This window comes from Alteribacillus sp. JSM 102045 (assembly GCF_041949975.1).
In the GTDB taxonomy this organism is placed as follows: domain Bacteria; phylum Bacillota; class Bacilli; order Bacillales; family Marinococcaceae; genus Alteribacillus.
Genome location: NZ_JBHFQG010000003.1, coordinates 189,189 through 213,502, shown reverse-complemented (window position 1 = coordinate 213,502; position 24,314 = coordinate 189,189). Strand labels below are relative to the sequence as shown.

Here is a 24,314-nt window from a genome sequence, read left to right as displayed (position 1 = left end):
TCACCTTCTCGTCCATTAAATTACTTATATACGATAACGTCTTCGTCCTCTATTCTTACGTTAAAGCTGGCGAGTTTTTTGCTTGGATTAGCCAGCATTCTTCCTTGGTTTTTCATATCGAATTCTCTTCCGTGCCAGGGACAGCGGAGAATCTCGTCTTTATGGCAGTAATGATAATCTCCGGGTGTACTTTCGTCAGTAGTTGCTCCGCAAATAAGACCTTTACCGATAGGAGCCCCCTGGTGGATACATTGATTCATAAAGGCGTAGAAATTGCCGTCCTGCGTTCGGCAAACGATAATATTTTGCTTACCGAAAAACGATTCAAGTATTTCACCGGGCTGTATATCAGATGTTTTACAAATAACTTGTTCCTTCATCATTATCCCTCCTTTTTATCAGGCAGTTTCGGATAAAATGCTCTAGCGTTTTCAGCGAATATTTTCTCTTTCAGTTCAGGTTCCATATTTGGAAGCGCACGTGTTGGAGAGTCATAGTCCCAGTGGGGATAGTCTGTAGAGAAACATAGCATTTCATCTGTCCCCATTTGGTCCAGAACGGACATAAATTCCTTTTTTGTTAATTCTTCAGCAGGCTGAGTAGTAATTCGTACATGTTCTTTCATGATTTCACTTGGCTTTCGTTTCAGCCATGGTACTTCATGGCGTAAATCCCGAAATTGCTGATCCATCTTCCACATCAAGTGAGGGATATGGGTAAAACCGCCTTCTATCATCATCAATCCGAGTTTTGGAAATTTCTCAAATACCCCGTTATAGACCATATTGGCAATTATTTTCATATGAGCAGTCGGGATTAAAGTATGCCATTCGATAAAATATCTCGGCCACTTGCCGTAATAAACGGGCGGTTCATTGTGATGCATGCCGATCATTAAATCGTGTTTTTCCGCTGCTTCAAAAATCGGGTGATAGTATGGATCTCCCCACATAATGTCATCAATTGGGAGTAAAATCTGCACCATTTTAGGATGAGAGCCGGCTCGTTCAATTTCTTTAATGGCTTCGTCACGATCCTGGGCTGCAATGTGAACAGATCCATATAAACGATCATCTTTTTCCAGCCAATGTTCAATTTGCCAGTCATTATAAGCGGTTGCCAGAGCAGCCGCCATTTCGTACCAGCCGTGCATCGAGGACGGCGAAGGGTCTAGGGCGCCGGTTAAAATACCAAACTCATGCCCCACGTCATCTAAAAGCTGTTCTTGCATGAATGCTAAATCTGAACCGGCAGGCCGGCCGTCAGGAAGGATAGCATCTGCCCGATCTACCCCTGCTGTTGCAGGCTGGGTATAAGGCATATGTTTTTCTTGGATCCAATGACAGTTCTTCATATAATGTTTGAACGGTTCGTCAAGATACTCAAGGATATCTTTGTAGTGAACTCGCTCATGTATATCCGTATCTATTAATCGAATTTGCTGCTTCGCCAATGAAATTCCTCCTTGTCGTTTACTGTATGTATCATTTAAATAGTAACAGGGCTTAAAAACAGCGCCAAATCCGCTGAGAGCGATTGAGTATAAATTAGATTGTTCAGTGAATCTCAGTGAACCTCAGTGAAGTTCAGTGATAGATATTTAATTTTTTTAAGAAAAATTAAATTTTTAAAACAAGGTAAGTGTGGAGAAAAGAGCTTAGTCATGCCTTTTAAGACGGGCCTTAGATAGATTTTTAGATAAAGTAATAATGCGGCACTTTATGTGTCTGTTCGGCACATCTCGTTTGCAATTCATTAGAAACATATGTAAGATAAGAAACTGTTGCAAAAATCCATCTATAATCACTGTTGCTTTCTAAGAAAAAAATCATTAGATAAGAGGTGAGTATATGAAGAACGCAACCTATGTTTTTTGGTATAGTATCGCGGTTTGCGCATTGGTTGTTTTGTGGGGAGGTATTGCACCGCAGCATTTAGAGGCTGTCACAACAAATGCGACTACCTTTATCTCTACTAGATTTGGATGGTATTACTTATTGATTATTATGATGATGCTGGCTTTTTGCGTTTATTTAATATTTTCACGATTCAATAAAATTAAGCTCGGTAAGGAAGACGATAAACCTGAATTTAGCCTTCCTACCTGGTTTGCTATGTTGTTCAGCGCTGGAATGGGGATTGGGTTAATTTTTTGGACAACCGCTGAACCAATCTCTCATGCTTTCATAAGCAGTCCGAGTGGAGAGGAAGGTACTCCTCAAGCTATCAAGCAATCTCTCGAATATTCTTTTTTCCATTGGGGAATTCATGCATGGGCGGTCTATGCCCTTGTTGCATTAGTGCTGGCTTATTTTAAATTTCACAAAGGTTATCCAGGTTTAATTAGTGCTACACTAGTACCTTTATTTGGTCAAAAACGGATGGAAGGTTCTGCTGGGAAACTAATTGATATCTTAGCTGTCTTTGCAACAGTGGTGGGTGTAGCTGCTACGCTTGGCTTTGGTTCTGCCCAAATAAATGAAGGTCTGGCTTTTCTATTCAGTACCCCGAATAACTATGGATTTCAATTATTAATACTGGTTGTGGCTACTTTTTTATTTATCATTTCAGCCTGGTCCGGTCTAAGCAGAGGAATTAAGTACTTAAGTAATGTGAATATGGTATTGGGCTTTTTACTAATGGTACTTCTTTTAATTGTTGGTCCTACCTTGTTAATACTGAATATGTTTACTAACTCTATTGGTGGATATATTACCAACTTTTTTGAAATGAGTCTTAGGCTGGAGCCGTTAAATCAAGAAAATCGTACGTGGATTGACAATTGGACAATCTTTTATTGGGCATGGTGGATTTCATGGTCTCCATTCGTAGGGATTTTTATTGCACGAATTTCAAAAGGACGCACGATAAAAGAATTTATGGCAGGAGTTTTATTTGTCCCTGCTATTGTTTGTTTTATCTTTTTTGCGGTATTTGGCGTTTCGGCATTAGAAGTTCAAGAGGCAGGTCTTGCTAATCTAACTGATTATTCTATGGAAACGACGACATTTGCAGTCCTTGAACATTATCCGCTAGGAACGATTTTGTCGATCCTTACTATCGTGGTTATTGCTATATTTTTTATTACCTCCGCAGATTCCGCAACCTTTGTTTTGGGTATGTTGTCGACATCAGGTTCGTTAAACCCTCCACGAACGGTAAAGATTGTATGGGGATTATCCCTATCAGCGATGGCTGCTATCATTGTATACTTCGGTGGCACAGATGGATTGCAAAATGTGCTTATTGTCGCAGCATTTCCGTTCTCGATTGTCATATTGATGATGGGATACTCGTTTTATTTAGCGGCTAACCAAGAAGTAATGGCTTCAAAAAAGAGAACAGAGATCAGAAAAAAAAGAAAAGAAACCCGCCATGTCGAGTCTATGTAAAAGAAAAGCCCTCATATACTAGAAATTCTAGTATGTGGGGGCTTCATTTGTATTCATGTATTATTCCATTACTTCATAAAATGCTGCCTTCTAGTGAAAGATATGAACGGAGGTGATAACCGTGCCAGCACCTGGAATTTTTCAACTTCCAATTGGAGACTGTCCGCTATAGCGCCATTTTAAAATCAACCATGAGAATGCGAGGATGGCTTAAAATACCTCCATACTATCACCCGCCTGCGCCTGTGAACAAACATCTTAATGCCATATAAATTGTTTAACAGCTTATTTGGACGTCCCCAATTTTGTATATTAAACTAAAAGAGGAAAATTAAAGTTTCTTTATATTTTCTAATTATTGACACAGGAGAGGTTAATATGAATATTAAGGACCAGGTTGTGTTAGTTACCGGAAGCAGCAGAGGTCTCGGAGCATCGATAGCAAAAGCGTTTGGAAGAGAAGGTGCCAGCGTAGTCGTTAATTATGTAAAAAATGCCGATAAAGCTTTAGAAGTATTAGAGAGCATAGGCGATGATCATGCGTTAGCAGTTCAAGCAGATGTAAGAGATGAATATCAAGTGGATGAGATGTTTAAAAAAGCGAAAGAACATTTTGGGAAGCCGGTAACCACAGTAGTGAATAATGCTTTAATTCATTTTACTTTTGATGCGGTGAACAAAAAAAACACAGATACACTTACCTGGGAAGATTACCAGGTGCAGCTGGAAGGAAGTGTGAAATCTGCATTGCACACCGTACAAGCCGCTAAACATGACATGGTGGACTTAGGTTTTGGAAGAATCATTAATATTGGAACCAACCTCTTTCAAAATCCTGTCGTTGCTTATCATGAATACAATACAAGCAAAGCGGCGCTCCTTGGTTTCACGAGGAATATGGCAAGGGAGCTTGGTTCTGAAAACATAACGGTTAATATGGTGTCGGGCGGCTTATTAGAAAAAACGGATGCTAGTGCTGCAACGCCAGATGAAGTTTTTCAGGTCATAAAAGAAAATACACCGTTGCAAAAAGTAACAACTCCAGAAGACGTAGCTGATGCTGTGCTGTTTTTCTCATCTCCATGGAGCCGCGCTGTAACAGGACAAAATCTTGTAGTGGATGGAGGCTTGGTAATGGATTAAATTTTGAAGAAGAGGCAATATAACGATTCGGAAAAACTTACCGCACTGGTAAGTTTTTTTGTGAAATATAACTGGGTGACCAAGGAAGGTGTAATTAAAAAAAACCGCTTACATATATTTTTAAAGACACCAGGGAATAAAGACATATTAATTCGTACTACAAAGGGGGCAGGTCTAGACATGGCTTCTTTTCAGCAGGGCCATAAGGAGACTGATAAGTTCGATGCAGTCGTGGTAGGTGCAGGATTTTCAGGTCTGTATATGCTTCATCGCTTGCGGGAGGCGGGCTTTACTACTAAAGTGTTTGAAGCAGGAGAAGATGTAGGCGGCACATGGTATTGGAATCGTTATCCGGGAGCTCGCTGTGATTCAGAAAGTATTTATTATAATTATACTTTCTCGGACGAGCTTTTGCAGGAGTGGACATGGACATCAAGATACCCAGAGCAGCCGGAAATTCTGCGTTATCTTAATTTTGTAGCGGACAAGTTTGAACTGCGGCGTGATATTCAGTTCAATACAAAGGTTATGACGGGTCATTATGACAAGGAAACTAATAACTGGTCCATTCGAACAGATGATGGAAAGGACATATGCGCTCAGTACTTCATTACAGCTGTCGGCTGTCTTTCTGCTGCCAATTTACCTGAGTTTAAAGGTTTAGAACAGTTTAAGGGAGAATGGTATCATACCGGACGCTGGCCTCATGAAAAAGTCGATTTCAACGGTAAACGTGTTGGTGTGATAGGAACAGGCTCAAGCGGTGTGCAAGTTATTCCTGTTATTGCCAAAGAGGCAGAACACCTGACTGTTTTTCAGCGTACGCCTCAATATAGTGTACCTGCCAGAAACCATCCTTATGACCAGGAGTATATACAAAAAACGAAAAATAATTATAACGAAATCAGGCAGCAAACTAGAGAGTCTGTATTTGGTGTGCCGGTAATGCCTAGTGAACGATCGGCATTAGAGGATCCTCCAGAAGAAAGAGAAAAAAAATATGAGGATGCTTGGCAAAAAGGCGGTATTTTCCATTTACCAACCACTTATGGGGATTTGACCATTGATAAAGCGGCAAATGAAACCGTATCCTCCTTTATTCGTTCCAAAATACGAGAAGTTGTAAAGGATTCGAAAACAGCAGAAAAGCTAATGCCTACGTATTATTACGCAACAAAACGACCAATTACAGACACTAATTATTTTGAAACTTATAACCGGGATAACGTTACTTTGGTAGACGTTAAATCGGAATCAATTAAAGAAATTACTGCAAAAGGCATTCGAACAGCTGCAAACGAATATGAACTAGATACTATCATTTTTGCAACCGGTTTTGACGGAATGACGGGTCCTTTGTTTAAAATGGATATTCATGGAAAAGAAGGCCAATCCTTAAAAAGAAAAATGGGAAGACGGCGCGCAAACGAGAACGTATCTTGGCATAGCCACTGCTGGTTTCCCGAATCTGTTTATGATAACTGGGCCAGAAAGCCCTTCTGTCTTAAGCAATATGCCTGTCTCGATTGAACAGCATGTAGAATGGGTTTCTGATTGTATTGAATACTTGCGGGATAATGATGTAAAAACAATTGAATCTTTAGTGGAAGCAGAGGAGAATTGGAGTAAGCATTGCAAGGAGGTAGCTGATAAAACACTTTATCCTGAGACCGATTCATGGTATACGGGAGCAAACATTGCTGATAAGCCTCAAAGATTTCCAATTTATCTTGGGGGAGTAGGTCCTTACCGTGAAATTTGCAACGAAGTCGCCGCTAATGGATATGAAGGATTTTCCTTAAAATAGTTAGAATAATCTGAATTAAGAATTGTTAAATTCAATTATTATATCAAGGAGGAATAATTCGATTATGACTTTAGATCCTCAAGCAAAATTTATTTTGGAACAAATGGAAGCAGAAGAGGCTCCATTATTGCATACGCTCACTCCTGAAGAAGCGAGAGAATCAATCGACATGGGACCGCTGGCGGGTGAGCCTGAAGAGGTTGGTAAAGTAGAAAACAGGACAATCCCTGGTCCTGCTGGAGACATACCAGTTCGCATTTATACACCGCAGGGTCAAGGTCCTTTTCCAGCCCTGGTTTATTATCATGGAGGCGGCTGGGTCATTGGAGATCTTGATGGCGTTGAGGTACCTTGCCGTCTTTTAACTAATAGAGCCAACTGTGTAGTTGTTTCTGTCGATTACAGGCTGGCTCCGGAGCATAAGTTTCCTGCAGCTGCTGATGATGCCTTTGCCGCAGCAAAATGGGTAGTAGGAAATGCTTCAACTATTCAAGTCGACGCTGAGAGGGTTGCTGTCGGCGGAGACAGCGCAGGAGGAAATCTTGCTGCTGTAGTTGCACAGATGGCAAGGGACAAGGGAGGTCCTTCTATTTGCTTTCAAATGCTCGTTTATCCGGTGACCAACCATTCTTATGAAACGGACTCTTATCATGAGAATGCAGATGGATATTTCTTAACAAAAGATAGTATGGTCTGGTTTTGGAACCATTATTTACGAGATGAAACGGACGGAAAGAACCTTTATGTTTCTCCGCTGCTTGCTGAAAACCTTAGCGGACTCCCTCCGGCATTAGTTTTAACCGCAGAGTACGATCCTTTAAGAGATGAAGGAGAAGCTTATGCTGAGCGGTTAAAAAATGCAGGAGTTCCAGTAGAGGTAACGAGGTATAGCGGAATGATTCACGGATTTTTCTGGATGCCGGGTGTGCTCCAACAAGGAAAACAAGCTATAGAACAATCAGCAAATGCTTTAATAAAAGTGTTTTCCAGGTAGTTTATTTTAAAAAGGACACTTCCGTTTTAGGAGGTGTCTTGCTTTTTTAAGGGAAAACATAATTTTCTTAAAAACTCTTATTTGTAAATGGTTATATAATTATTTAATATGAAAAAGAGCGGATGATATCAAAAATAAACATGATCGAAGGAGAGAAAGTTTTGGTTCAAGAAATATTATTAAATAATACGTTAATAAAAGTAAATAAATTTAAAAATGAAAAAGTAAATGGTTTGCACAAGATCTCCTTTAATTTTAAAGTAAGCAGTGAAGAATATTATGAAATCACCACATTATTATATAGAGGGACATTTCAAGTGAGCGTTCTAGAACAGAATTTAACCTTTAAAGGAACGATTCAGCAATATTCCTCTTCTATCACGAATTTGTATGAAAAGGGACAAACAGGCGATTTTCATTTGAGCTTGATCGAAGTGAAACAGTAAGAAAGAAGGCAGAGAACATGAAGCTGAGTATATTAGATTTATCTCCAATTTCGTCAAATCAAACAGCACACGAGGCATTGAATGAATCGATGAAATTAGCGCAGGCTGGGGAAATGATGGGGTATTCGCGTTATTGGACAGCAGAGCATCACGATCTTCCTGGACTGGCTTGTCCGGCACCGGAAGTGCTGCTGAGTTATATTGGCGCCAATACTAGTACAATTCGGATTGGCTCAGGAGCTCTTTTGCTTCCGCATTATAAGCCATTTAAAATTGCAGAACTATTTAATATGCTGGCAGTATTGTTTCCAGGACGAGTCGATCTCGGAATTGGACGGGCCCCTGGAGGGTCTGCGGAGGTAACGAATGCTTTGTCTGATAACTTTTTAAAAAACGTTGGAAAAATGCCAGAGTTAGTAAGAGATCTGCTTCATTTTTTAGACAATGACTTCACAGAGGAGCATCTGCATACAAAAATTACAGCATCGCCCTTTCCAGAAATCCCACCAGCACCATGGATGTTAGGGACAAGTGAAAAAAGCGCGCTGCTTGCGGCCGAGAACGGCGTGACTTACACATTTGGTCAGTTTATGAGTGATCAAGATGGAGCAGCGATCATAAAGAGCTATAAAGAAAACTTTAAGCCAAGAAAAAAAGGGGACAGGCCGCGTGTGATCGTTACGGTGTCTGCTCTTTGTGCAGAAACACCCGAAAAAGCAGAAGAGATCGCGCTAAGTTCGCTCATTTGGGAAGTACAAAAAGATAAAGGAGAAGGACAACTTGGTGTTCCTTCTATGGAAACAGCAAAGCAGACAGAATTAAATCAGAAAGAAAAAGAATCATTATATAAAAGAAAACAAAAGATGATAATCGGCGATCCTAAAGATGTAAAACAAAAACTAATTGAATGGGAAAAGCATTATCAAGCGGATGAAATGATGATAAACACGATTACATACAATCCGAAGGACAGGCTCCATTCTTATGAATTAATTGCAGATCATTTTATTTCGTGAAGTACCTTATGAAAAATACATGACTTCCGATTCCATTTCATGTATAACAAAAGTATAGTGTCTTTCATTCGCAGAAAGAAATATGAAAAAGGTAGGTCAAAATGACAGCAGAAAATGAAAATATTACTAGACTGGAAGTGAATAGCAAGGAAATTATAATTATCGGCACGGCTCATGTTTCTAAACAGAGTGCGGCTCAAGTAAAGGAAGTTATCGAAGCAGAAAAGCCGGATTCTATTTGTGTTGAATTAGATGATCAGCGTTACCAGTCGATAATAAATAGAAACAAATGGCAAGATATGGACATTTTTAAAGTGATTAAAGAGAAAAAGTCAACGCTTCTGTTAATGAACCTTATTATTTCCTCTTATCAAAAGCGAATGGGAAGTCAATTTGGTGTTCAGCCTGGCCAGGAAATGATTCAGGGGATTGAATCTGCCAAAGAAACAGATGCAAATCTTGTATTAGCAGATAGAGATATTCAAATCACCTTTTCCCGTATTTGGCATGGGGTTGGATTTTGGGGAAAAATGAAATTGTTCTTTCAAATGATTTACAGCTTTTTCTATAATGAAGACATTTCTGAAGAAGAACTGGAAAAATTGAAATCTCAAGATATGCTTGATTCGATGCTTAACGATTTAACCATTTATTTTCCCAAATTAAAGGTTCCCTTAATTGATGAACGAGATCAGTATTTATCCCAAAAAATTAAGGATGCACCTGGTAATAAAATAGTAGCGGTGTTAGGAGCTGCACATGTACCCGGCGTTAAAAAAGAAATAAGAAAAGAACATGACTTACACCGGTTATCCCAACGTCCGAAAAAATCAAAAGCTCCTACTATTATTGCCTGGAGTATACCGCTTCTTATTCTTGCAGTGATTGCCTATACCTTTTATGCCAATCCTTCTGTTGGTTTGCAGCAATCCATCAGCTGGCTTCTTTGGAACGGTTCGTTTTCCGCTCTTGGAGCAGCGATTGCATTAGGTCATCCGCTAACCATATTAACAGCTTTTGTGGCAGCCCCGATCACATCTCTTTATCCACTGGTTGCAGCTGGATGGTTTGCGGGAATTGTACAAGCTTATATGAAGCGTCCGCATGTGAGTGATTTTGAAACCTTAAATGAAGATGTTTATAGTGTGAAGGGTTTTTGGGGTAATAAGGTAACTCGCATTTTATTAACTGTTATTTTGGCAAATTTAGGGAGTACATTAGGAACGATGATCGGCGGAGCTGATGTTGTTCGTTTATTTTTAGAAAACTTATAAAAAGTTAAATTTCTGATAAAACAGCCCGTGGAGTGATGCGGGCTGTTTTAAAATTGGATAAAGTAAATGACAGCAATTAAGGAAAGTATTATGATAGAGACAAAAAGTAAGGAAAACTTTCGAGAAGTATAAGCTTCTTGTATCTCCTCCCAGTTTACAGGTTTCATTCCGCTCAGCCAAAATACGACAATAGCAGAGAGAACAATAGATGAAATGTTCACTAACAATAATAAGAGCGGAGTAAGGGCAGCCTGCCATTTGGCAGCACCCACTGTCATTCCAAGTACCACAGCAGGAGGCAGCAAGGCAACAGAAACCATAACCCCTACAAAGGCTTCTGCCACTCTTTTTAAAAAAGAGATTGCTCCTGCAGCGCCAGAGGCCAGGGCAGCAACGATGTCAATCAATTCTATATTCATACGCGACAAAAATTCTTGACTGTTAACGGGAAGAACAAAAAAATAACCGAATGTTATCGCAACCCCTAATGGAATCGCCAGTCCATATAGTGAAGATATTATAGACTGACGTAAAAGCTTATAGTCCCCAAGTACAGATGCAAATGCGACTGCAGAAAAGGGTCCGATAAGAGGCGCGATCATCATAGCCCCGATAACAATGGCGGGGCTGTTTTTAATAATGCCGGCAGTGGCTACCAAAGCAGATAGAAATAAAAACCATGAAAAACTCTTGCTTATCTCACTAGATTCATACACAACAGAATAGAGTTCATGACGGCTGGCCCGGATAAGTTCTCTTTCCTCTTCTTTTTCTTCTTCTGCTTTCTTTTCTAGTTTATCTTGTTTATCTACGACATGGGGGATATACGTTTGCAAGGAAAATAATAGAGCTTTTAATTCCTTGTTTCGGCTGGATTCTTGTTCTAAATAGTTAAGAACGTCTTCTGAATGTTTAGTTTCCACTAAAATTCGAATAAGCATATTATCCGAGGATTCATATGAAGTCCAATGCGAAATAATATCAAACTTTTCTAATTCAGTATTAAACATAGAGAATGAGTCTTGCGGGACATAAACCTCAATGAGCTGCATCGACATTTGTTTATCCTCCGTATACGGATCTACTGATTAGTTTTCTATATTGAAGAAAATTTTAATCTTAAAAAAGAGGCTGAAAAAACAAGACGGCAAGCTAGCATTTAGCGGGCCGTCTTTCTAAAGGAAGTCTGAATTTATTTCCAATTTTTTAAATGATATCCAGGAAGCGGCATTTACTAGCTGAACGTTCCGATTTATTGTCCGTCTTTTCCACGATACGATCCCTTCCATCCGAAATACAATTCAACCACATTCATCTATTTCTTTTTGGCTTAATGTCTGTTTCTTCGGCATCCATATCTATCTGCTCCTGGACATCATATTGAATCTTTTTTTCAGTTAATGTATCTTTTTTAAAGTTTACATCGGGCTGCATGTTGTTATTTCTGCTTGCTTGTTCGTTCCAATCACTCAAAGTCATTCACTCCTGCCAAAAGTTTATTCATAGTCTGCGTTTTCGGCATTAATTTTATGAACGGATTATGAAAAGATATAAAAGTATCTATTCCATGGCAGCATCTCGAATATGTTACAATAGATCATAATGATAACGATTAAGAAAAAGGAGTGAAATTGCATGTCTGTGACAGAACACCGTCAGGAAGCACCAAACATGGTTGGCTGTATGGTTATTACCGTTTCCGATACGAGAACAGAAGAAAATGATAAAAGCGGCAAGTTAATCCACGAATTTCTTGATTCCTGCGGCCATAAGACGGTAGATTATAAAATCGTCAAAGATGAATATAAAGAAATTCAGCATTTGATACAGCAGGCTTCTCAAAATGAAAAAATTGATGCTGTTTTATTAAACGGCGGCACAGGAATTGCAAAGCGGGACACTACATATGAAGCGGTACAAGATATCTTAGAAAAAGAAATACCAGGTTTCGGTGAATTGTTTCGGTATTTAAGTTATGCAGAAGATATTGGGTCTGCTGCTATTCTAAGCCGGGCTGTGGCAGGCGTTTATAATGACACAGCTATCTTTTCGATGCCTGGTTCTTCAGGAGCTGTACGTTTGGCTATGAATAAAATTATTGTACCTGAATTAGCGCATGTGATTAGAGAGGTTCATAAAGATCTTTAAACTGCCGTCAGAACCAGATAAAGGAAGCCCTTAAGTAAACACTTTTGCGGCTTTTTTTATACTGTTAAACAGTATAAGTAAAACTACGGCATACGCCGTAAGGATTCGGTGATAAGCCGAGTTTTTTTATTGTTTAGAAAATTATGTTTTTACAAGCTGTGGATAACTATCTCCATATTGTTTGTTTGATCCGCGTCTAGCTTCAGCGCCCAGCCTCTCGGGGTTAAATAACCTCCAGTCATTAAAGGCAAAGAGCGCCTTTATTGCCTGGAGAACATTTACCTATCGAGGCTTACCAGGGCGCTTGCGCTTATGTTCATGAGATGAAGAAAGAAGTAATGATTGAATTATAGGAAAGAACCGTGCATAATTTGAAGTTAAGGTTTTTATATTTTTATTATAAAAATTAACTGGAAGGGAAGGTGAAAAAATATGTCGGACCGTTCGGAATATAAAGATAAAATTACGTCCTTACAGTTCCGATTAGGACCATTTGGTGCTGCAGTACCGCTAGTCTTTTTTGTTGCTTGGGCGGTAACCACTAGTGTCTTACAAATCTCTTCTGAAATCAGTTTAGTCATGGGAGCTATGATTGGCTTAACTGTCGGTTTGCTTCTTTGTAAAAGCCGGTGGGAACATTATGCACAGGGCTTGTTTGAAGGCTTATCACAGCCAGTGGGTGTTGTAGCTATTGTGGCATGGTTTTATGCGGGCATGTTTTCTCAAGTGCTGCAATTAGGAGGATTAGTAGAAGGTCTTGTTTGGATCGGTATAGCTACAGGAGTAACCGGAGGGATTTTTGTAGCGCTGACTTTTGTTCTGGCTGCGGTATTTTCTACTGCGGTAGGAACAGGATACGGTACTACGGTTGCCTTTTGTACTTTAATGTTTCCGGCTGGTGTAGCGACCGGGGCAGATCCTGTTATGCTTTTTGGAGCCATTTTAGCTGGAGCTGTTTTTGGAGATAATTTAGCACCTGTATCAGACACAACCATTGTTTCTGCTACGACACAAAATGCTGATGTGCCAGGAGTCGTGCGAAGCCGTTTTAAGTATTCGATCGCTGCAGCTGTACCTTCTATTTTTTTATTTGCACTGTTTGGGGGAGGAGGTTCATCCTCGTTAGGAGAACAAGAAGCGCTTACTTCTATGATGAATTCAACGGATCCAACTGGTCTTATTATGTTGCTGCCTTTTGCATTAGTACTTATATTAGCGTTAAGCGGTCACCATCTATTAACTTCTTTAACATGGGGCATCATTTCTTCCATCCCATTAATCCTGTTATTAAACTTAGGGACATTCAGCGATATTATTCATTTTGATGCAACATCTGATGATATCATACAAGGTGCGCTTATTGAGGGGATTAAAGGATATGTAAACATGGCTGTATTAATCTTATTGATTGTAGCGGCAGCACATCTTATGCATTTAGGGGGAACGATGCAGGCGATTACAAATGGAGTGATCAAATGGGTTCGTTCCTCTATGCGGCGGGCTGAATCGGCAATGTGGGGCATTGTGGCACTTTTAAATAGTGCGATTACAATTAACACTGCTGCCGAGATTGCTGCTGCCCCTTTTGTAAGAGCCATTGGCGAAAAATACCGTATTCATAGATACAGAAGAGCCAACATGCTTGACGCTGTCACATCATCTTTAGGCTATATATTCCCGTGGGGAGCACCTGTTTTACTAGGCTGGTCCACGATTCAAAGCATGCAGGAGACGTATACTTGGCTTCCAATTGTTCAGCCAAGCGAAGTATTTCCGTTTGTTTTTCATGGCTGGTTTTTAGCTCTTATTATGCTTTTTGCCGCTTTAACCAGCTGGGGATTACGTTATGAAGGAAAAAAAGGAGAAGCTCTGAAGTACAAACCAAAAGATTAGCCTTAAAAAGATTTCATGAAAGCCGTCCTTATAGCCAGGGACGGCTTTATTGCCATTTAGAAGATACTTGAATATAAACATTTATTATTCTGTTGGAAGCTTTGTATAGAATGGTGGTTTTAACCCTGCCTGTTGAGGAATAATAAAGATATTCGTAAATGGAGCAGTGAAAGGAGGAACAAATGACGCTATGAATCAAGACTCTATAAAGCAAATGATAGATCAAGTACGGCATTGGTTAAAAGAGCATGAGGACAAAGCTTTTCGAGAAATGTTTCTTGATTGGCACGGGAACGATCAGATGCAAGTCATTCGGGAACTGGAAAAACAAGAACGGCTGCTGCTTTATGATTGGCTTACGCCAGAAGAGTTTTCCAATATATTTCAAGAGATGGACTATGAAGATCAATTTTTTACTATTAAGGAAATGGACGAAAATTATGCCGCTCAAATGCTGAATGTAGTAAGCGCAGACGATGCCGCTGCGTTTTTTGATAAAATTCCAAGGGAAGAAAGAAAAGAATCTCTCCTTAGAATGATGGATCCCGCTGAAGCAGCAGATGTAAGAGAAATATTGTCCTACCCTCGTGAAACAGCCGGTGCCATCATGACAAAAGAATATTTAGAGATATTTTCTGATCAAACCGTTGCTGAGGTCATGACATTTTTAAGAAAGTCCGAGCAGGATGTAGAAACCATTTATTATTTGTATGTGGTAAATGAAGAAGGGAATCTTGTCGGGGTTGTATCGCTTCGTGATGTGATCGTAAATAACGAAAATAAAATGATTCGAGATATTATGAGCACGAGAGTCGTTTCTGTAGAGGATGACCTTGACCAGGAAGAAGTAGCGGAAATCATCAAAACATATGACCTGCTGGCTGTGCCGGTTGTTAATAAACAAAAGGATTTGGTAGGGATTGTAACCGTTGACGATGTGATGGATGTGCTTGAAGAAGAAATGACAGAAGATATTGGGGAAATTTCAGCATCAAAAGGGTCAACAGATGCAAATTTAACCGCATTTCAAGCGGCTAAAAAAAGAGCACCCTGGATTGTGCTTCTTATGTTTCTCGGTCTGATCACCGCCAATGTTATTGGGCAATTTGAAGAAACGTTAGAAGCAGTCGTGTTATTATCTGTTTTTATTCCATTAATTATGGATTCAGCTGGCAATACGGGCACGCAGTCATTAGCTGTGGTTGTTCGAAGCTTGGCGACCGGTTCATTTGAACGAAAAGGAATAAGGCAAATGCTGAGGCGTGAACTTGGCACCGGTGTTTTGATGGGATTGATATGTGCTGTGGTGCTGGTGATTACGGTCAGCGTTTTATATGGAAATCCGATGCTTGCCGGCATTGTAGCTGTTTCCATTTTTCTAACTTTAAGTGTGGCTGCATTCATTGGAGCTCTGCTGCCGCTTATTATTAATAAGCTTCATATTGATCCTGCTGTAGCATCCGGTCCTTTTATCACTACGCTGAACGACATTATTGGTTTACTCATTTATTTCACCATTGCTACGGCATTAATTCAATATCTTTAAAAAGAACACCTGCTGAAGGATCATCAGGCTGTTCTCTATCTTTCTAGGACTCATGATAAATTACAATTTTTCCGAAAAATTTCTGGCTTTCTAAGGCCTGATAAGCTTTTTTAGATTGTTCAAACAAAAAGACAGTATCTACGACAGGGTTTAATTTTTTAGCTTCGATGAGGCTGTTCATAGCTTCAAAGTCATCCCGGCTGCCTACTCCAATCGTTCGGATGGAAGCTCTGCCAAACAAGTCAAATTAATCGATTTTTCCCCCACCCGAAAGCTCTTTTGTAATCTTTCCCCAGCTTGGTTTTTTTATAATTGATGACTTCTTTTGTACCTCCTTTCAGCTTTTTCCTCGTTAGAAGTTGTAGCAATGACATTTGCCGCCGTTTCCAAGCGTTAGTACAGTACCTTCAGTAGCCAATGGGCGCGAAAATAATAAAAAGAGAAATGCTCTGCAAGCGGATATAAAATTGGCTTTAAGAGCCGGTTTTTATAAAAGGAGGACAGGTGAATTTCCATCCGAAAGGTAATCAAGGAAGTTTGTCCATACGTTATGTTTTTAATTTCATAGTATAAAAGATGAAAGGAGGGTTTCAAATGAAACTCTATTTAGATCCGGGTCACGGAGGGAACGATACCGGGGCAACGGGTAATGGCTTACGAGAAAAGGATATTAATTTAGATATTGCATTGAGAATAAGAAATATTTTGTTAAACGAATACCAAAATGTAGAAGTACGGATGAGCAGAAGATCGGATAGAGCAGTAAGCTTAAGCCAGCGTACGAATGATGCGAATCAATGGGATGCCGATTATTTTTTATCTATCCATTGTAACGCCTACAATGGGCAGGCAAGAGGCTATGAAGATTATATCCACAACAGCTTGTCTGATTCTTCTCGAACAGCTCAAATCAGGGACAGTATGCACCGGCATATCGTGTCTATGAACCGTCTATCAAACCGGGGAAAGAAAAAAGCAAATTTTCATGTTTTACGAGAATCAAGAATGCCGGCATTACTAACAGAAATCGGTTTTATCGATAACAGCAGTGATGCTGCAATTATGAGGGAATCTTCCTGGCGCCAGGCTGTGGCCCGAGGACATGTTAATGGGCTAGAGGAAGCATTTAACCTGCAGCAAAAACAAGACTATGGCACTTTTTACCGGGTCATAGCGGGATCCTTTGCAAATAGAGAAAATGCAGAAAATCGAGCATCTTATATTGAGGAGAACGGGATTGGTGCCATTGTTGTATTAACGACTATTTCAGGGCAAGTTAGATACAGAGTTCAAGCAGGTTCTTTTAAATATAGAGAAAATGCCGAAACAAGAATAGATCGGCTAAGGCAAATAGGAATCGAGGATGCTTTTATCGTAATTGATCAAGATAATACCAATGAAGATGTTAACGATGGAGAAGAAGCATATACTATTATGGGGCCTGCTTTATTATCTCCTGAACTTTTAAATCGGTTTGCAAAAACTGTTAATCCTGACGCACCAGAATTAGGATATTACTACTTGAAGTATGGAGAATACTATGGAATAAGAGGAGATGTGGCTTTTGCCCAGGCCATACACGAAACAGATTATTTCCGATTTACTGGGGTTGTGAAACCTGAACAAAACAACTTTTGCGGTTTAGGAGCAACAGGTCCGGATAATCCAGGAGCAAGCTTTGAAACACTAGAAGAAGGGGTGCTTGCTCATTTACAGCATTTGTATGCTTATAGCTCTACTTCTGAACTGCCCCGTGAATATCCATTAGTAGACCCTAGATTTCAGCGTGTCGAAAGAGGTTCAGCTACGACCTGGATTGGTTTGAATGGCAAATGGGCCGTGCCAGGAGACAGATATGGACAAATGATATTAAACATTTATGAAAGTAATGTAAAAGCCAGTCAGCAGACATTAGATGACTTACTCGAACAAATTAGAGCATAGGGTAAACATGAAAGACACAAGGATGGAATAATCATTTTTGTGTCTTTTTTAGGATTTTCTTTGAATATAGTTCTTAAGGAAATAAAAAGGAAAAGATAGAATAACAATGACTAATAGGATACTTATTTTGGAGCTGTTTCTTATGAAAACAAATAGAGGGCACATGAGTAATGAATTAGGTATTGTTTTAAAGGAATCAGAATTAGAAGGGTTCCTGCTTCTCTTCCAAAACTATCTCACTAGGTCAAGCAATAAAAAATATAGTTTATATTTCTATCAAAATGTTCCATTGCTAAAAACAAAAATGGATGAACTTTCTTTCGAAGAAAAAAATCTGTTAAAAGTGAAAATTGATTCTTTTATTGCATATCTCGATAATGTTAATAAAATTCAATTTCCTTCTCCATTTATTATCGGGGTATTTACAGCGGTCGTATCGCTGGTTTTAGGAATTATGATAAGAGATCCCGCCACGTTTCCCAATTGGGCGTTTTTACTTGTAATATCTTGTTTTGTATTGGTTATTCCGGGGATCTCCTGGCTTAATTTGGACCAATCGGTAAAAAACGCAGAAATTAAAGAAGTTTTAATCATATTAAAGGGGATATTAGAAATGAATGGTTAATGAACGCCTTAAATTTTAATATAAGGGAGCTTATTCAGAAAGGAGCATGTTTTTGATACCTACCTTTTTTGGAAATAATATTATGTTTCAATTCACAAAGCGCCAATTTTAATGTTTATATATAGTAGATAGATGAAGCAGTCTCACTTCCCATTATTAAAAAAAAGCACATAATTAATGAAACAGTTTATACGAATAGAGTAGAATTCCATACATTATTAATGTAATAAGTTTATAGTTCAAAGGAGGAATGTAATATGTCTTTTATTTCACGTAAACCAGTTAGCAACTTTGCGTTAATAGTTGTACTGTTCATTCTTTTAGTTATCGTTGGTACAGCTTTTGTATCTTGGTAAGATGAAGCAGTAAAGTCTCTGTATACTGTAAAAACCATTCTACAACACCTCCAATCTCCTTTAGCAGAAAAAGGCAAAGGCAATAATTGCTTTTGCCTTTTATTTTTCTAACTTTACGTGCAATCTACTTCAAATTTGTGCCCATTCCTAGATTATTTCTTATTCGATTTCCACTGGATGTAGAGTACAGAAAGATTACTAGGATACCGCCTTTTAAATATGTCACAAACAATTTTATCAAAAGTAACATATGGTATAGGAGTGCATTTTTATTTTAGGAGGAAAATATTAATGAACATGCCAGTGGAAACAGCTGCGCGAAAATTTCTTCAACAATCATTTCCTCAATGTGATGTTGCTTTTTTGGCTGGAAGTGCAGCAAGAAAAGAGTTAACCGAACGTTCCGATTTGGATATCATTATCCTGGATGAAACACAGTCATCATCATTTCGACAATGTTTTTTTTGTTATGAATGGAAAATAGAAGCGTTTGTTTATAACCGAACGTCTCTATCTGTTTCTTTTCAAATGAGTCGTCTAGAAGGTATCCCTTCGATACCCAGAATGTGTGCCGAAGGGATCATTCTTAAAGATGATGGATCAGCTAAAGAAATTCAAGATGAAGCCAAAGAATGTATAAAAAATGGTCCTTCCAAATGGTCAGAGGAAAAGCTGGAACATTCGCGGTTTATGATCACCGATTTATTAGATGATTTAAACAGCTATACCGATGACAAAGAAAAAATCTTTGTGGCTAATAAGCTTTTTGATATCGTTTCTGAATTTCTGTTAAGAGCAAATGGACATTGGATTGGCCAGGGAAAGTGGATGTATCATTCTTTACTTCAATACGATAAACTTTTTTGTGAACGGTATGTAGAAGGCTTTCAAATCCTTATGAAGACGGGAAATACTGAAGTTTTAAGTACATTGATCGATAAAATTTTGAAACAACATGGCGGTAGGCTGTTTGAGGGGTATAAAGAGTTATTATTTTAAATCAATAACTTCCTATTGTCCCTCAATTATTTATCCACACCGTTTTATAAAAAAATCGGGCTATATGTTGGAGGGCTCATATGCTTAATTGAAAAAAAGCTTGTATGTCTCAACAGGATAAAATCCTTTTGAGATTTTTTTTGTTCGTTCTTTTTATTGACTGGGCAGTAAACACTCCATTTCTGGATTGTCTACTAAAAAATTTAGGCATTTGAATCAGGAACATTACCCAATTATCTTTCATAGTTTGTTGGGGAGGGTGATACGAAGTATTAATGATTCAACTGTTACACAGTTATTTTAAAATTATTTTCGTTTTGCTCCTCTTTTATGTTGTGAAGCACCCTATTAATTTCATTTAGGAGGTTATGAAATTGGATGAATTTCAAAACGATCTTCAAAAGTTGAATGTTGGTGATTTCCAGGCGAATGAGGCAGTTCCATGGGACCAAAATCAATATCAAATGGATCAGGCTCGCCAATGCGGAGCTCGTTGCTTCTTTTGCTTCTTTTGTTTTAACTGCTCTAATTGTTTTCGGTGCTCTAATTGCTTTAGATGTTCTAATTGTTTTAGATGTTCTAATTGCTTTAGGTGCGGAGGTAACTGCGGTGGCCGTTGTGGCGGTCGTTGTGGAGGCTAATCATTTAAGTATGCTGCGAAAACTGCTGCTTCCCATATGGATAAAGAATGCCCCTGCAAGAGTTGTAAGGGGCATTCCTCTATAAAATAAGACATAAGAGACAAATTGAACTACATAGGATGTAAGTGGAAGTGATATTTCGTTTTGAGTACAGCTGAAGGTAAGGAGGAATGAAATGACAAATTTAACATCTTCTATGCGTTTGAAAGTGAAAAGAGACACTTTTTTTCTCCCTGATTCAAACAGCAGTGTTTATTTTAGGAATAACTTAAGTTCATTTCGTATGGAAGGCAGTATGGTCGATAAATGGGTTGAAAAGCTGGTACCGATGTTAAATGGGGAACATACATTGGGTTATTTGACAGACGAATTGCCAACCCCATACAAGGACCGCGTTTATGAAATTGCAGAAGTCCTATATCAAAATGGATTCGTTCGGGATGCAAGCCAAGACCGTCCGCATCAATTACCGGATCAAATTGTTAAAAAGTATGCATCTCAAATTGAATTTTTGGATAGTTTTGGAGATTCGGGAGCTTACCGTTTTCAAAACTATCGTCAGGAGAAAGTATTGGCAGTGGGAGCTGGTCCTTTTGTTATTTCCTTAGTTTCTGCATTATTGGAATCTGGATTGCCAAAGTTTCATGTGCTGCTAACAGGCCAGGAACCAACTAATAAACATCGGTTAAAGGAACTCATAGAACATGCCCGTAAAACGGATCCTGAGGTGAAGATTGACGAGGTCAATCTTCAAAAGGAGAGTATTAGTTGGCGGGAGATCCTTCAACCGTATGAGACAGTAATGTATGTATCACAAGCTAGTGATATAGAGGAATTGAGAGTTCTTCATGAGGTTTGCAGGAAAGAAAAAAAGACGTTACTTCCTGCTGTGTGCTTACAGCAGGTGGGTTTGGCAGGTCCTTTGGTCCACCCAGAATCTGAGGGGTGTTGGGAGTCTGCGTGGCGCCGTTTGCATCAATCTGTGATTTATAAAGATGACGAGGAGATTGCAGCTTTCTCTTCGACAGCAAGTGCTATGATGGCTAATCTCATCGTGTTTGAATTATTTAAAAAAGTTACGGGGGTGATTGAACCAGAACAGAAGAATCAATTTTTCCTGCTTAATTTAAATACATTAGAAGGAAATTGGCATCCGTTTATTCCTCATCCAATGGTAACCGGAAGAGTTGAAGCAAAATGGCTTCAAAATTTTGATATTCGAGAACATAACTCAAGGAAAGAAGACTCGGATGGGTTGCTAATTTGCTTCAGCCAGTTAACTTCAAAAGAATCAGGGATTTTCCATATTTGGGAGGAGGGAGACTTAAAGCAGCTTCCGCTGGCTCAGTGTCGTGTCCAGGCTGTCAACCCGTTGTCGGAAGGACCAGCTGAGCTGTTACCACAAATTGTCTGTACAGGTTTGACTCATAAGGAGGCACGAAGAGAAGCTGGTTTGACTGGGATTGAGGAATATGTATCTCAAACGATTGGTCAAATTGTTACAACACCATCTCCACATCAGGAAATGACGGATAGTATGATCAAACCGAAGGAATTTGTTGGTATTGGAGCGGGCGAAACGATAATGGAAGGTGTTTGCCGCGGGTTGAAAAGCTGCTTGGCTGAAGAGCTGCGAAAACAGATTGATCAGAAGAATTTTGTCTCTCCGGTAGAATTAAGCGCGGTAGAAGATGAGCAATGCCGGTTTTATTTACAGACTCTAACCACAATGGAAGGTGCCCCGTTAATAGGTTTAGGAAAGGAAGTGTCCGGATTCCCTGTAGTATGGGTAGGTACAAACGGAATTTGGTATGGCAGTGCAGGTTTAACTAGAACTCTTGCATTACGCAAAGCATTACAACGTCCACTTATGAAGGCACAAAACCAAGAGGATTGCCTCACAACACAAGTGTTTGAGGTTTCGTCCGTAACTTTGGAAGAAACCATGCCTCAAAGCATTGTAATCATGGAAGAGACGACACAAACGGAAGTCTTGCAGTCAGCCATTCAAGTCTTAGAACGGAACCAAAAACGTTTATCCGTGTTTGAGCTAGAACTGGAACCAATATTAAAAGAGGAACTAGCAGGAGTGTTTGGTGTGCTGTTACGAGAGGAGGAAACCCGGTGAGTGCTGTCGTGGTTATTGTGGGAGAAGGATTCTTGGCAGATCGCTTATTCCAAGAACTGTCCCCCCAATATGAAGTAGTTCATCATAATGATTTTAATAGAGAAGTACCCGAGAAAGCTGACTTGGTTTTAGTATTGCATGATACTTGGATACCCTCTATACATCAAAAAGCGGAAGAGGTGCTGCGTCCAACCGAAATCCCATGGTTAAGAGGGTTTGTTTCCTTTGGAGAGGGTGTGGTTGGACCGCTGGTTCGCCCAGGTAACTGTGGCTGCTCCCAGTGTGCGGATATGCGCCGACTCATGGCAGCACGGGACCGGAAAGAGATGTGGGAGATTGAACAGAGGTTGAAGTCCCACGGAAAAAGGTCCCGTGATGTGTGGGCGTCGCGGACAGGGCTTTTACAAATAGCAAATCTGCTGGTGGAAGAAACACAAAGAGTGTTGCAAGGCAGCTTAGCCCATTCGGATGGACAGATCTCTTTAATGAATATGAAAACACTGAAAAGTTCATGGCATTCTTTTCTTCCCGACCCGTTATGTCCAGTTTGTGGTCAATTACCCGATGATTCAGCGGCAATGGCAGAAATTTCGTTAAAATCAAGTCCAAAAATTAGCACGGATTCTTATCGCTGTCGTTCAATGGATGACTTGAGTAAAGTACTAGTTAAAGACTATCTGGATGCAAGGACCGGATTTCTGAACGATAAAATGTATGACCTCGTGCCGCCTTTTGCCGATGTAGGTGTAAATCTTCCGTTGTTTACTGGGAATGAGGGAGTAGGAGGTCGGACTCATTCCTACGCGGAAAGTGAATGGACTGCTATTTTGGAGGGATTGGAAAGGTATTGCGGTCTAGCACCCCATGGAAAACGAACAGTGATTCATGACAGTTACCGTAATCTGGAAGATCAAGCGCTTAATCCTGTTAAAGTAGGCGTGCACGAAAAAGAACAGTATGAACAACCTGGTTTTCCGTTCAAACCGTTTCATCCTGATCGTTCCATCAATTGGGTATGGGGCTATTCGTTTTTTCAAAATCGTCCTATTTTGGTTCCAGAATTACTTGCTTATTACAGCTTGGGCTGCGGACAGGGATTTGTCTATGAAACTTCAAATGGATGCGCACTAGGCGGAAGTCTGGAGGAGGCTATATTTCACGGAATTTTGGAAGTGATAGAGCGTGATTCTTTTCTCATCACTTGGTATGCACAGCTGCCCCTTCAGCGCATTGATCTTTATTCCGCTGACGACAAAGAATTGCACTTAATGGCCGACCGAGTGCGGGCAGTAGCGGGATATGATTTGCATTTGTTTAACTCGACGATGGAGCACGGTATTCCAAGTGTCTGGGCGTTAGCAAAAAATAGGAAGGAAAAGGGATTAAATATCATTTGTGCGGCCGGAGCACATCTAGATCCGCTACGGGCAGTGAAAGGAGCCGTCCACGAATTGGCTGCCATGATGCTAACACTTGACGACAAACTTGCGGAGAATCAGGAGGAGTATGTTCGAATGCTGCATGATTCATCCTTAGTACAGAAAATGGATGATCACGGCATGCTGTACGGTTTACCGGAAGCACAAGAGCGACTACAATTTTTGCTGGACAATAATCGTCCGTTACAAACATTTGACGACGAATTCAAGTGGGAGTCAAGACATTCAGACCTGACTGATGATTTGCAGGACATTTTTCACGAGCTTCAGCGATTGAACCTCGATGTAATTGTAGTTGACCAGACAACACCGGAAATCGAACGAAACGGACTGCATTGCGTAAAAGTTCTGATTCCGGGGATGCTGCCAATGACATTCGGACATCACCTTACCCGCATAACAGGACTAGAGAGGGTGTTGAAAGTGCCAATGGAACTTGGGTATACGAAACAACCACTGACACTTGAACAGCTCAATCCATACCCGCATCCGTTTCCTTAAGTAGTGAGTAGGAGGTAGGAGG

23 protein-coding genes are annotated in these 24,314 nt (G+C 39.8%); 18 read left to right on the top strand and 5 right to left on the bottom strand.

Going from position 1 to position 24,314, the window contains the following annotated elements; translation table 11 throughout:
- Nucleotides 1-20 precede the first annotated feature (20 nt).
- Together ACE1TI_RS03790 and ACE1TI_RS03785 are read right to left on the bottom strand one after the other, a co-directional pair.
- Nucleotides 21-380, bottom strand: coding sequence for a Rieske (2Fe-2S) protein (locus tag ACE1TI_RS03790; protein ID WP_375006244.1), 360 nt, complete (start codon nucleotides 378-380; stop codon nucleotides 21-23).
- A gap of 2 nt (nucleotides 381-382) precedes the next feature.
- Nucleotides 383-1,453 carry an amidohydrolase family protein gene (locus ACE1TI_RS03785; protein WP_375006243.1) on the bottom strand — a complete coding sequence of 357 codons (1,071 nt, stop codon included), beginning with the start codon at nucleotides 1,451-1,453 and terminating at the stop codon, nucleotides 383-385.
- A 397-nt stretch (nucleotides 1,454-1,850) separates the two neighbouring features.
- Between ACE1TI_RS03785 and ACE1TI_RS03780 the strand changes: the two genes are divergently transcribed.
- From ACE1TI_RS03780 to ACE1TI_RS03745, 8 genes are all read left to right on the top strand, one after another.
- Nucleotides 1,851-3,392, top strand: a complete 1,542-nt coding sequence (locus ACE1TI_RS03780) for a BCCT family transporter (RefSeq protein WP_375006242.1) — start codon at nucleotides 1,851-1,853, stop codon at nucleotides 3,390-3,392.
- A gap of 378 nt (nucleotides 3,393-3,770) precedes the next feature.
- On the top strand, nucleotides 3,771-4,535 hold the full coding sequence (locus ACE1TI_RS03775) for a 3-oxoacyl-ACP reductase (RefSeq protein ID WP_375006241.1): 765 nt from the start codon (nucleotides 3,771-3,773) through the stop codon (nucleotides 4,533-4,535).
- Between the two features lie 180 nt (nucleotides 4,536-4,715).
- Nucleotides 4,716-6,065 (top strand): flavin-containing monooxygenase, encoded by a 1,350-nt coding sequence (locus ACE1TI_RS03770; RefSeq protein WP_375006240.1) that lies wholly within the window; start codon nucleotides 4,716-4,718, stop codon nucleotides 6,063-6,065.
- Nucleotides 6,049-6,342 (top strand): hypothetical protein, encoded by a 294-nt coding sequence (locus tag ACE1TI_RS03765; RefSeq protein WP_375006239.1) that lies wholly within the window; start codon nucleotides 6,049-6,051, stop codon nucleotides 6,340-6,342. The genes ACE1TI_RS03770 and ACE1TI_RS03765 overlap by 17 nt, the downstream gene beginning before the upstream one ends.
- A 64-nt stretch (nucleotides 6,343-6,406) precedes the next feature.
- Nucleotides 6,407-7,336 (top strand): alpha/beta hydrolase, encoded by a 930-nt coding sequence (locus ACE1TI_RS03760; RefSeq protein ID WP_375006238.1) that lies wholly within the window; start codon nucleotides 6,407-6,409, stop codon nucleotides 7,334-7,336.
- 161 nt (nucleotides 7,337-7,497) lie between these two features.
- On the top strand, nucleotides 7,498-7,782 hold the full coding sequence (locus ACE1TI_RS03755; RefSeq protein WP_375006237.1) for a DUF3219 family protein: 285 nt from the start codon (nucleotides 7,498-7,500) through the stop codon (nucleotides 7,780-7,782).
- A gap of 17 nt (nucleotides 7,783-7,799) precedes the next feature.
- Nucleotides 7,800-8,798 carry an LLM class flavin-dependent oxidoreductase gene (locus ACE1TI_RS03750; RefSeq protein ID WP_375006236.1) on the top strand — a complete coding sequence of 333 codons (999 nt, stop codon included), beginning with the start codon at nucleotides 7,800-7,802 and terminating at the stop codon, nucleotides 8,796-8,798.
- Nucleotides 8,799-8,899: 101 nt separating this feature from the next.
- The gene (locus ACE1TI_RS03745) at nucleotides 8,900-10,072 is read left to right on the top strand and encodes a TraB/GumN family protein (protein WP_375006235.1); all 1,173 of its coding nucleotides are present in this window, start codon (nucleotides 8,900-8,902) and stop codon (nucleotides 10,070-10,072) included.
- 47 nt (nucleotides 10,073-10,119) lie between these two features.
- Here the strand turns inward: ACE1TI_RS03745 and ACE1TI_RS03740 are convergent, their stop codons facing one another.
- Entirely contained in the window at nucleotides 10,120-11,130 is a 1,011-nt protein-coding gene (locus ACE1TI_RS03740; protein WP_375006234.1) for a TIGR00341 family protein, read from the bottom strand.
- A 253-nt stretch (nucleotides 11,131-11,383) separates the two neighbouring features.
- On the bottom strand, nucleotides 11,384-11,545 hold the full coding sequence (locus ACE1TI_RS03735) for a hypothetical protein (RefSeq protein WP_375006233.1): 162 nt from the start codon (nucleotides 11,543-11,545) through the stop codon (nucleotides 11,384-11,386).
- 162 nt (nucleotides 11,546-11,707) lie between these two features.
- Between ACE1TI_RS03735 and ACE1TI_RS03730 the strand changes: the two genes are divergently transcribed.
- The 3 genes from ACE1TI_RS03730 to mgtE all read left to right on the top strand — a co-directional run bounded on the left by ACE1TI_RS03730 (nucleotide 11,708) and on the right by mgtE (nucleotide 15,659).
- On the top strand, nucleotides 11,708-12,220 hold the full coding sequence (locus tag ACE1TI_RS03730) for a MogA/MoaB family molybdenum cofactor biosynthesis protein (protein ID WP_375006232.1): 513 nt from the start codon (nucleotides 11,708-11,710) through the stop codon (nucleotides 12,218-12,220).
- Nucleotides 12,221-12,652: 432 nt separating this feature from the next.
- Nucleotides 12,653-14,113 (top strand): Na+/H+ antiporter NhaC family protein, encoded by a 1,461-nt coding sequence (locus ACE1TI_RS03725; protein WP_375006231.1) that lies wholly within the window; start codon nucleotides 12,653-12,655, stop codon nucleotides 14,111-14,113.
- A 190-nt stretch (nucleotides 14,114-14,303) separates the two neighbouring features.
- Entirely contained in the window at nucleotides 14,304-15,659 is a 1,356-nt protein-coding gene (gene mgtE, locus ACE1TI_RS03720) for a magnesium transporter (RefSeq protein ID WP_375006230.1), read from the top strand.
- Between the two features lie 43 nt (nucleotides 15,660-15,702).
- On the opposite strand, the gene ACE1TI_RS03715 is transcribed toward mgtE, so the two are convergent.
- Nucleotides 15,703-15,900: a zinc-binding dehydrogenase gene (locus ACE1TI_RS03715; protein ID WP_375006229.1), complete on the bottom strand. Its 198-nt coding sequence runs from the start codon at nucleotides 15,898-15,900 to the stop codon at nucleotides 15,703-15,705.
- Nucleotides 15,901-16,253: 353 nt separating this feature from the next.
- Here ACE1TI_RS03715 and ACE1TI_RS03710 point away from each other — a divergent pair, with 353 nt between their 5' ends.
- The 7 genes from ACE1TI_RS03710 to ACE1TI_RS03680 all read left to right on the top strand — a co-directional run bounded on the left by ACE1TI_RS03710 (nucleotide 16,254) and on the right by ACE1TI_RS03680 (nucleotide 24,292).
- Nucleotides 16,254-17,603 (top strand): N-acetylmuramoyl-L-alanine amidase, encoded by a 1,350-nt coding sequence (locus ACE1TI_RS03710; protein WP_375006228.1) that lies wholly within the window; start codon nucleotides 16,254-16,256, stop codon nucleotides 17,601-17,603.
- A 142-nt stretch (nucleotides 17,604-17,745) separates the two neighbouring features.
- Nucleotides 17,746-18,228 carry a hypothetical protein gene (locus tag ACE1TI_RS03705; RefSeq protein ID WP_375006227.1) on the top strand — a complete coding sequence of 161 codons (483 nt, stop codon included), beginning with the start codon at nucleotides 17,746-17,748 and terminating at the stop codon, nucleotides 18,226-18,228.
- Nucleotides 18,229-18,485: 257 nt separating this feature from the next.
- Nucleotides 18,486-18,584, top strand: a complete 99-nt coding sequence (locus tag ACE1TI_RS03700; RefSeq protein ID WP_375006226.1) for a YjcZ family sporulation protein — start codon at nucleotides 18,486-18,488, stop codon at nucleotides 18,582-18,584.
- Between the two features lie 291 nt (nucleotides 18,585-18,875).
- Nucleotides 18,876-19,583 (top strand): nucleotidyltransferase domain-containing protein, encoded by a 708-nt coding sequence (locus tag ACE1TI_RS03695; RefSeq protein ID WP_375006225.1) that lies wholly within the window; start codon nucleotides 18,876-18,878, stop codon nucleotides 19,581-19,583.
- A 368-nt stretch (nucleotides 19,584-19,951) separates the two neighbouring features.
- On the top strand, nucleotides 19,952-20,224 hold the full coding sequence (locus ACE1TI_RS03690; RefSeq protein ID WP_375006224.1) for a heterocycloanthracin/sonorensin family bacteriocin: 273 nt from the start codon (nucleotides 19,952-19,954) through the stop codon (nucleotides 20,222-20,224).
- A gap of 175 nt (nucleotides 20,225-20,399) precedes the next feature.
- Nucleotides 20,400-22,352, top strand: coding sequence for a putative thiazole-containing bacteriocin maturation protein (locus tag ACE1TI_RS03685; protein WP_375006223.1), 1,953 nt, complete (start codon nucleotides 20,400-20,402; stop codon nucleotides 22,350-22,352).
- Complete coding sequence (locus ACE1TI_RS03680; RefSeq protein WP_375006222.1) at nucleotides 22,349-24,292, top strand: TOMM precursor leader peptide-binding protein; 1,944 nt, start codon at nucleotides 22,349-22,351, stop codon at nucleotides 24,290-24,292. Before ACE1TI_RS03685 ends, ACE1TI_RS03680 begins: the two co-directional genes overlap by 4 nt.
- The last annotated feature ends 22 nt before the right edge of the window (nucleotides 24,293-24,314 follow it).

Bases quoted from the DNA above. Each gene is read 5' to 3' on its own strand.
- ACE1TI_RS03775 (WP_375006241.1), top strand. From the start codon at position 3,771: ATGAATATTAAGGACCAGGTTGTGTTAGTTACCGGAAGCAGCAGAGGT.
- ACE1TI_RS03770 (WP_375006240.1), top strand. From the start codon at position 4,716: ATGGCTTCTTTTCAGCAGGGCCATAAGGAGACTGATAAGTTCGATGCA.
- ACE1TI_RS03690 (WP_375006224.1), top strand. From the start codon at position 19,952: ATGAAATTGGATGAATTTCAAAACGATCTTCAAAAGTTGAATGTTGGT.
- ACE1TI_RS03695 (WP_375006225.1), top strand. From the start codon at position 18,876: ATGAACATGCCAGTGGAAACAGCTGCGCGAAAATTTCTTCAACAATCA.
- ACE1TI_RS03790 (WP_375006244.1), bottom strand. From the start codon at position 380: ATGAAGGAACAAGTTATTTGTAAAACATCTGATATACAGCCCGGTGAA.
- ACE1TI_RS03760 (WP_375006238.1), top strand. From the start codon at position 6,407: ATGACTTTAGATCCTCAAGCAAAATTTATTTTGGAACAAATGGAAGCA.
- ACE1TI_RS03730 (WP_375006232.1), top strand. From the start codon at position 11,708: ATGTCTGTGACAGAACACCGTCAGGAAGCACCAAACATGGTTGGCTGT.
- ACE1TI_RS03740 (WP_375006234.1), bottom strand. From the start codon at position 11,130: ATGTCGATGCAGCTCATTGAGGTTTATGTCCCGCAAGACTCATTCTCT.
- ACE1TI_RS03750 (WP_375006236.1), top strand. From the start codon at position 7,800: ATGAAGCTGAGTATATTAGATTTATCTCCAATTTCGTCAAATCAAACA.
- ACE1TI_RS03745 (WP_375006235.1), top strand. From the start codon at position 8,900: ATGACAGCAGAAAATGAAAATATTACTAGACTGGAAGTGAATAGCAAG.
- ACE1TI_RS03765 (WP_375006239.1), top strand. From the start codon at position 6,049: ATGCCTGTCTCGATTGAACAGCATGTAGAATGGGTTTCTGATTGTATT.
- ACE1TI_RS03700 (WP_375006226.1), top strand. From the start codon at position 18,486: ATGTCTTTTATTTCACGTAAACCAGTTAGCAACTTTGCGTTAATAGTT.
- ACE1TI_RS03710 (WP_375006228.1), top strand. From the start codon at position 16,254: ATGAAACTCTATTTAGATCCGGGTCACGGAGGGAACGATACCGGGGCA.
- ACE1TI_RS03705 (WP_375006227.1), top strand. From the start codon at position 17,746: ATGAAAACAAATAGAGGGCACATGAGTAATGAATTAGGTATTGTTTTA.
- ACE1TI_RS03685 (WP_375006223.1), top strand. From the start codon at position 20,400: ATGACAAATTTAACATCTTCTATGCGTTTGAAAGTGAAAAGAGACACT.
- ACE1TI_RS03725 (WP_375006231.1), top strand. From the start codon at position 12,653: ATGTCGGACCGTTCGGAATATAAAGATAAAATTACGTCCTTACAGTTC.
- ACE1TI_RS03780 (WP_375006242.1), top strand. From the start codon at position 1,851: ATGAAGAACGCAACCTATGTTTTTTGGTATAGTATCGCGGTTTGCGCA.
- mgtE (WP_375006230.1), top strand. From the start codon at position 14,304: ATGAATCAAGACTCTATAAAGCAAATGATAGATCAAGTACGGCATTGG.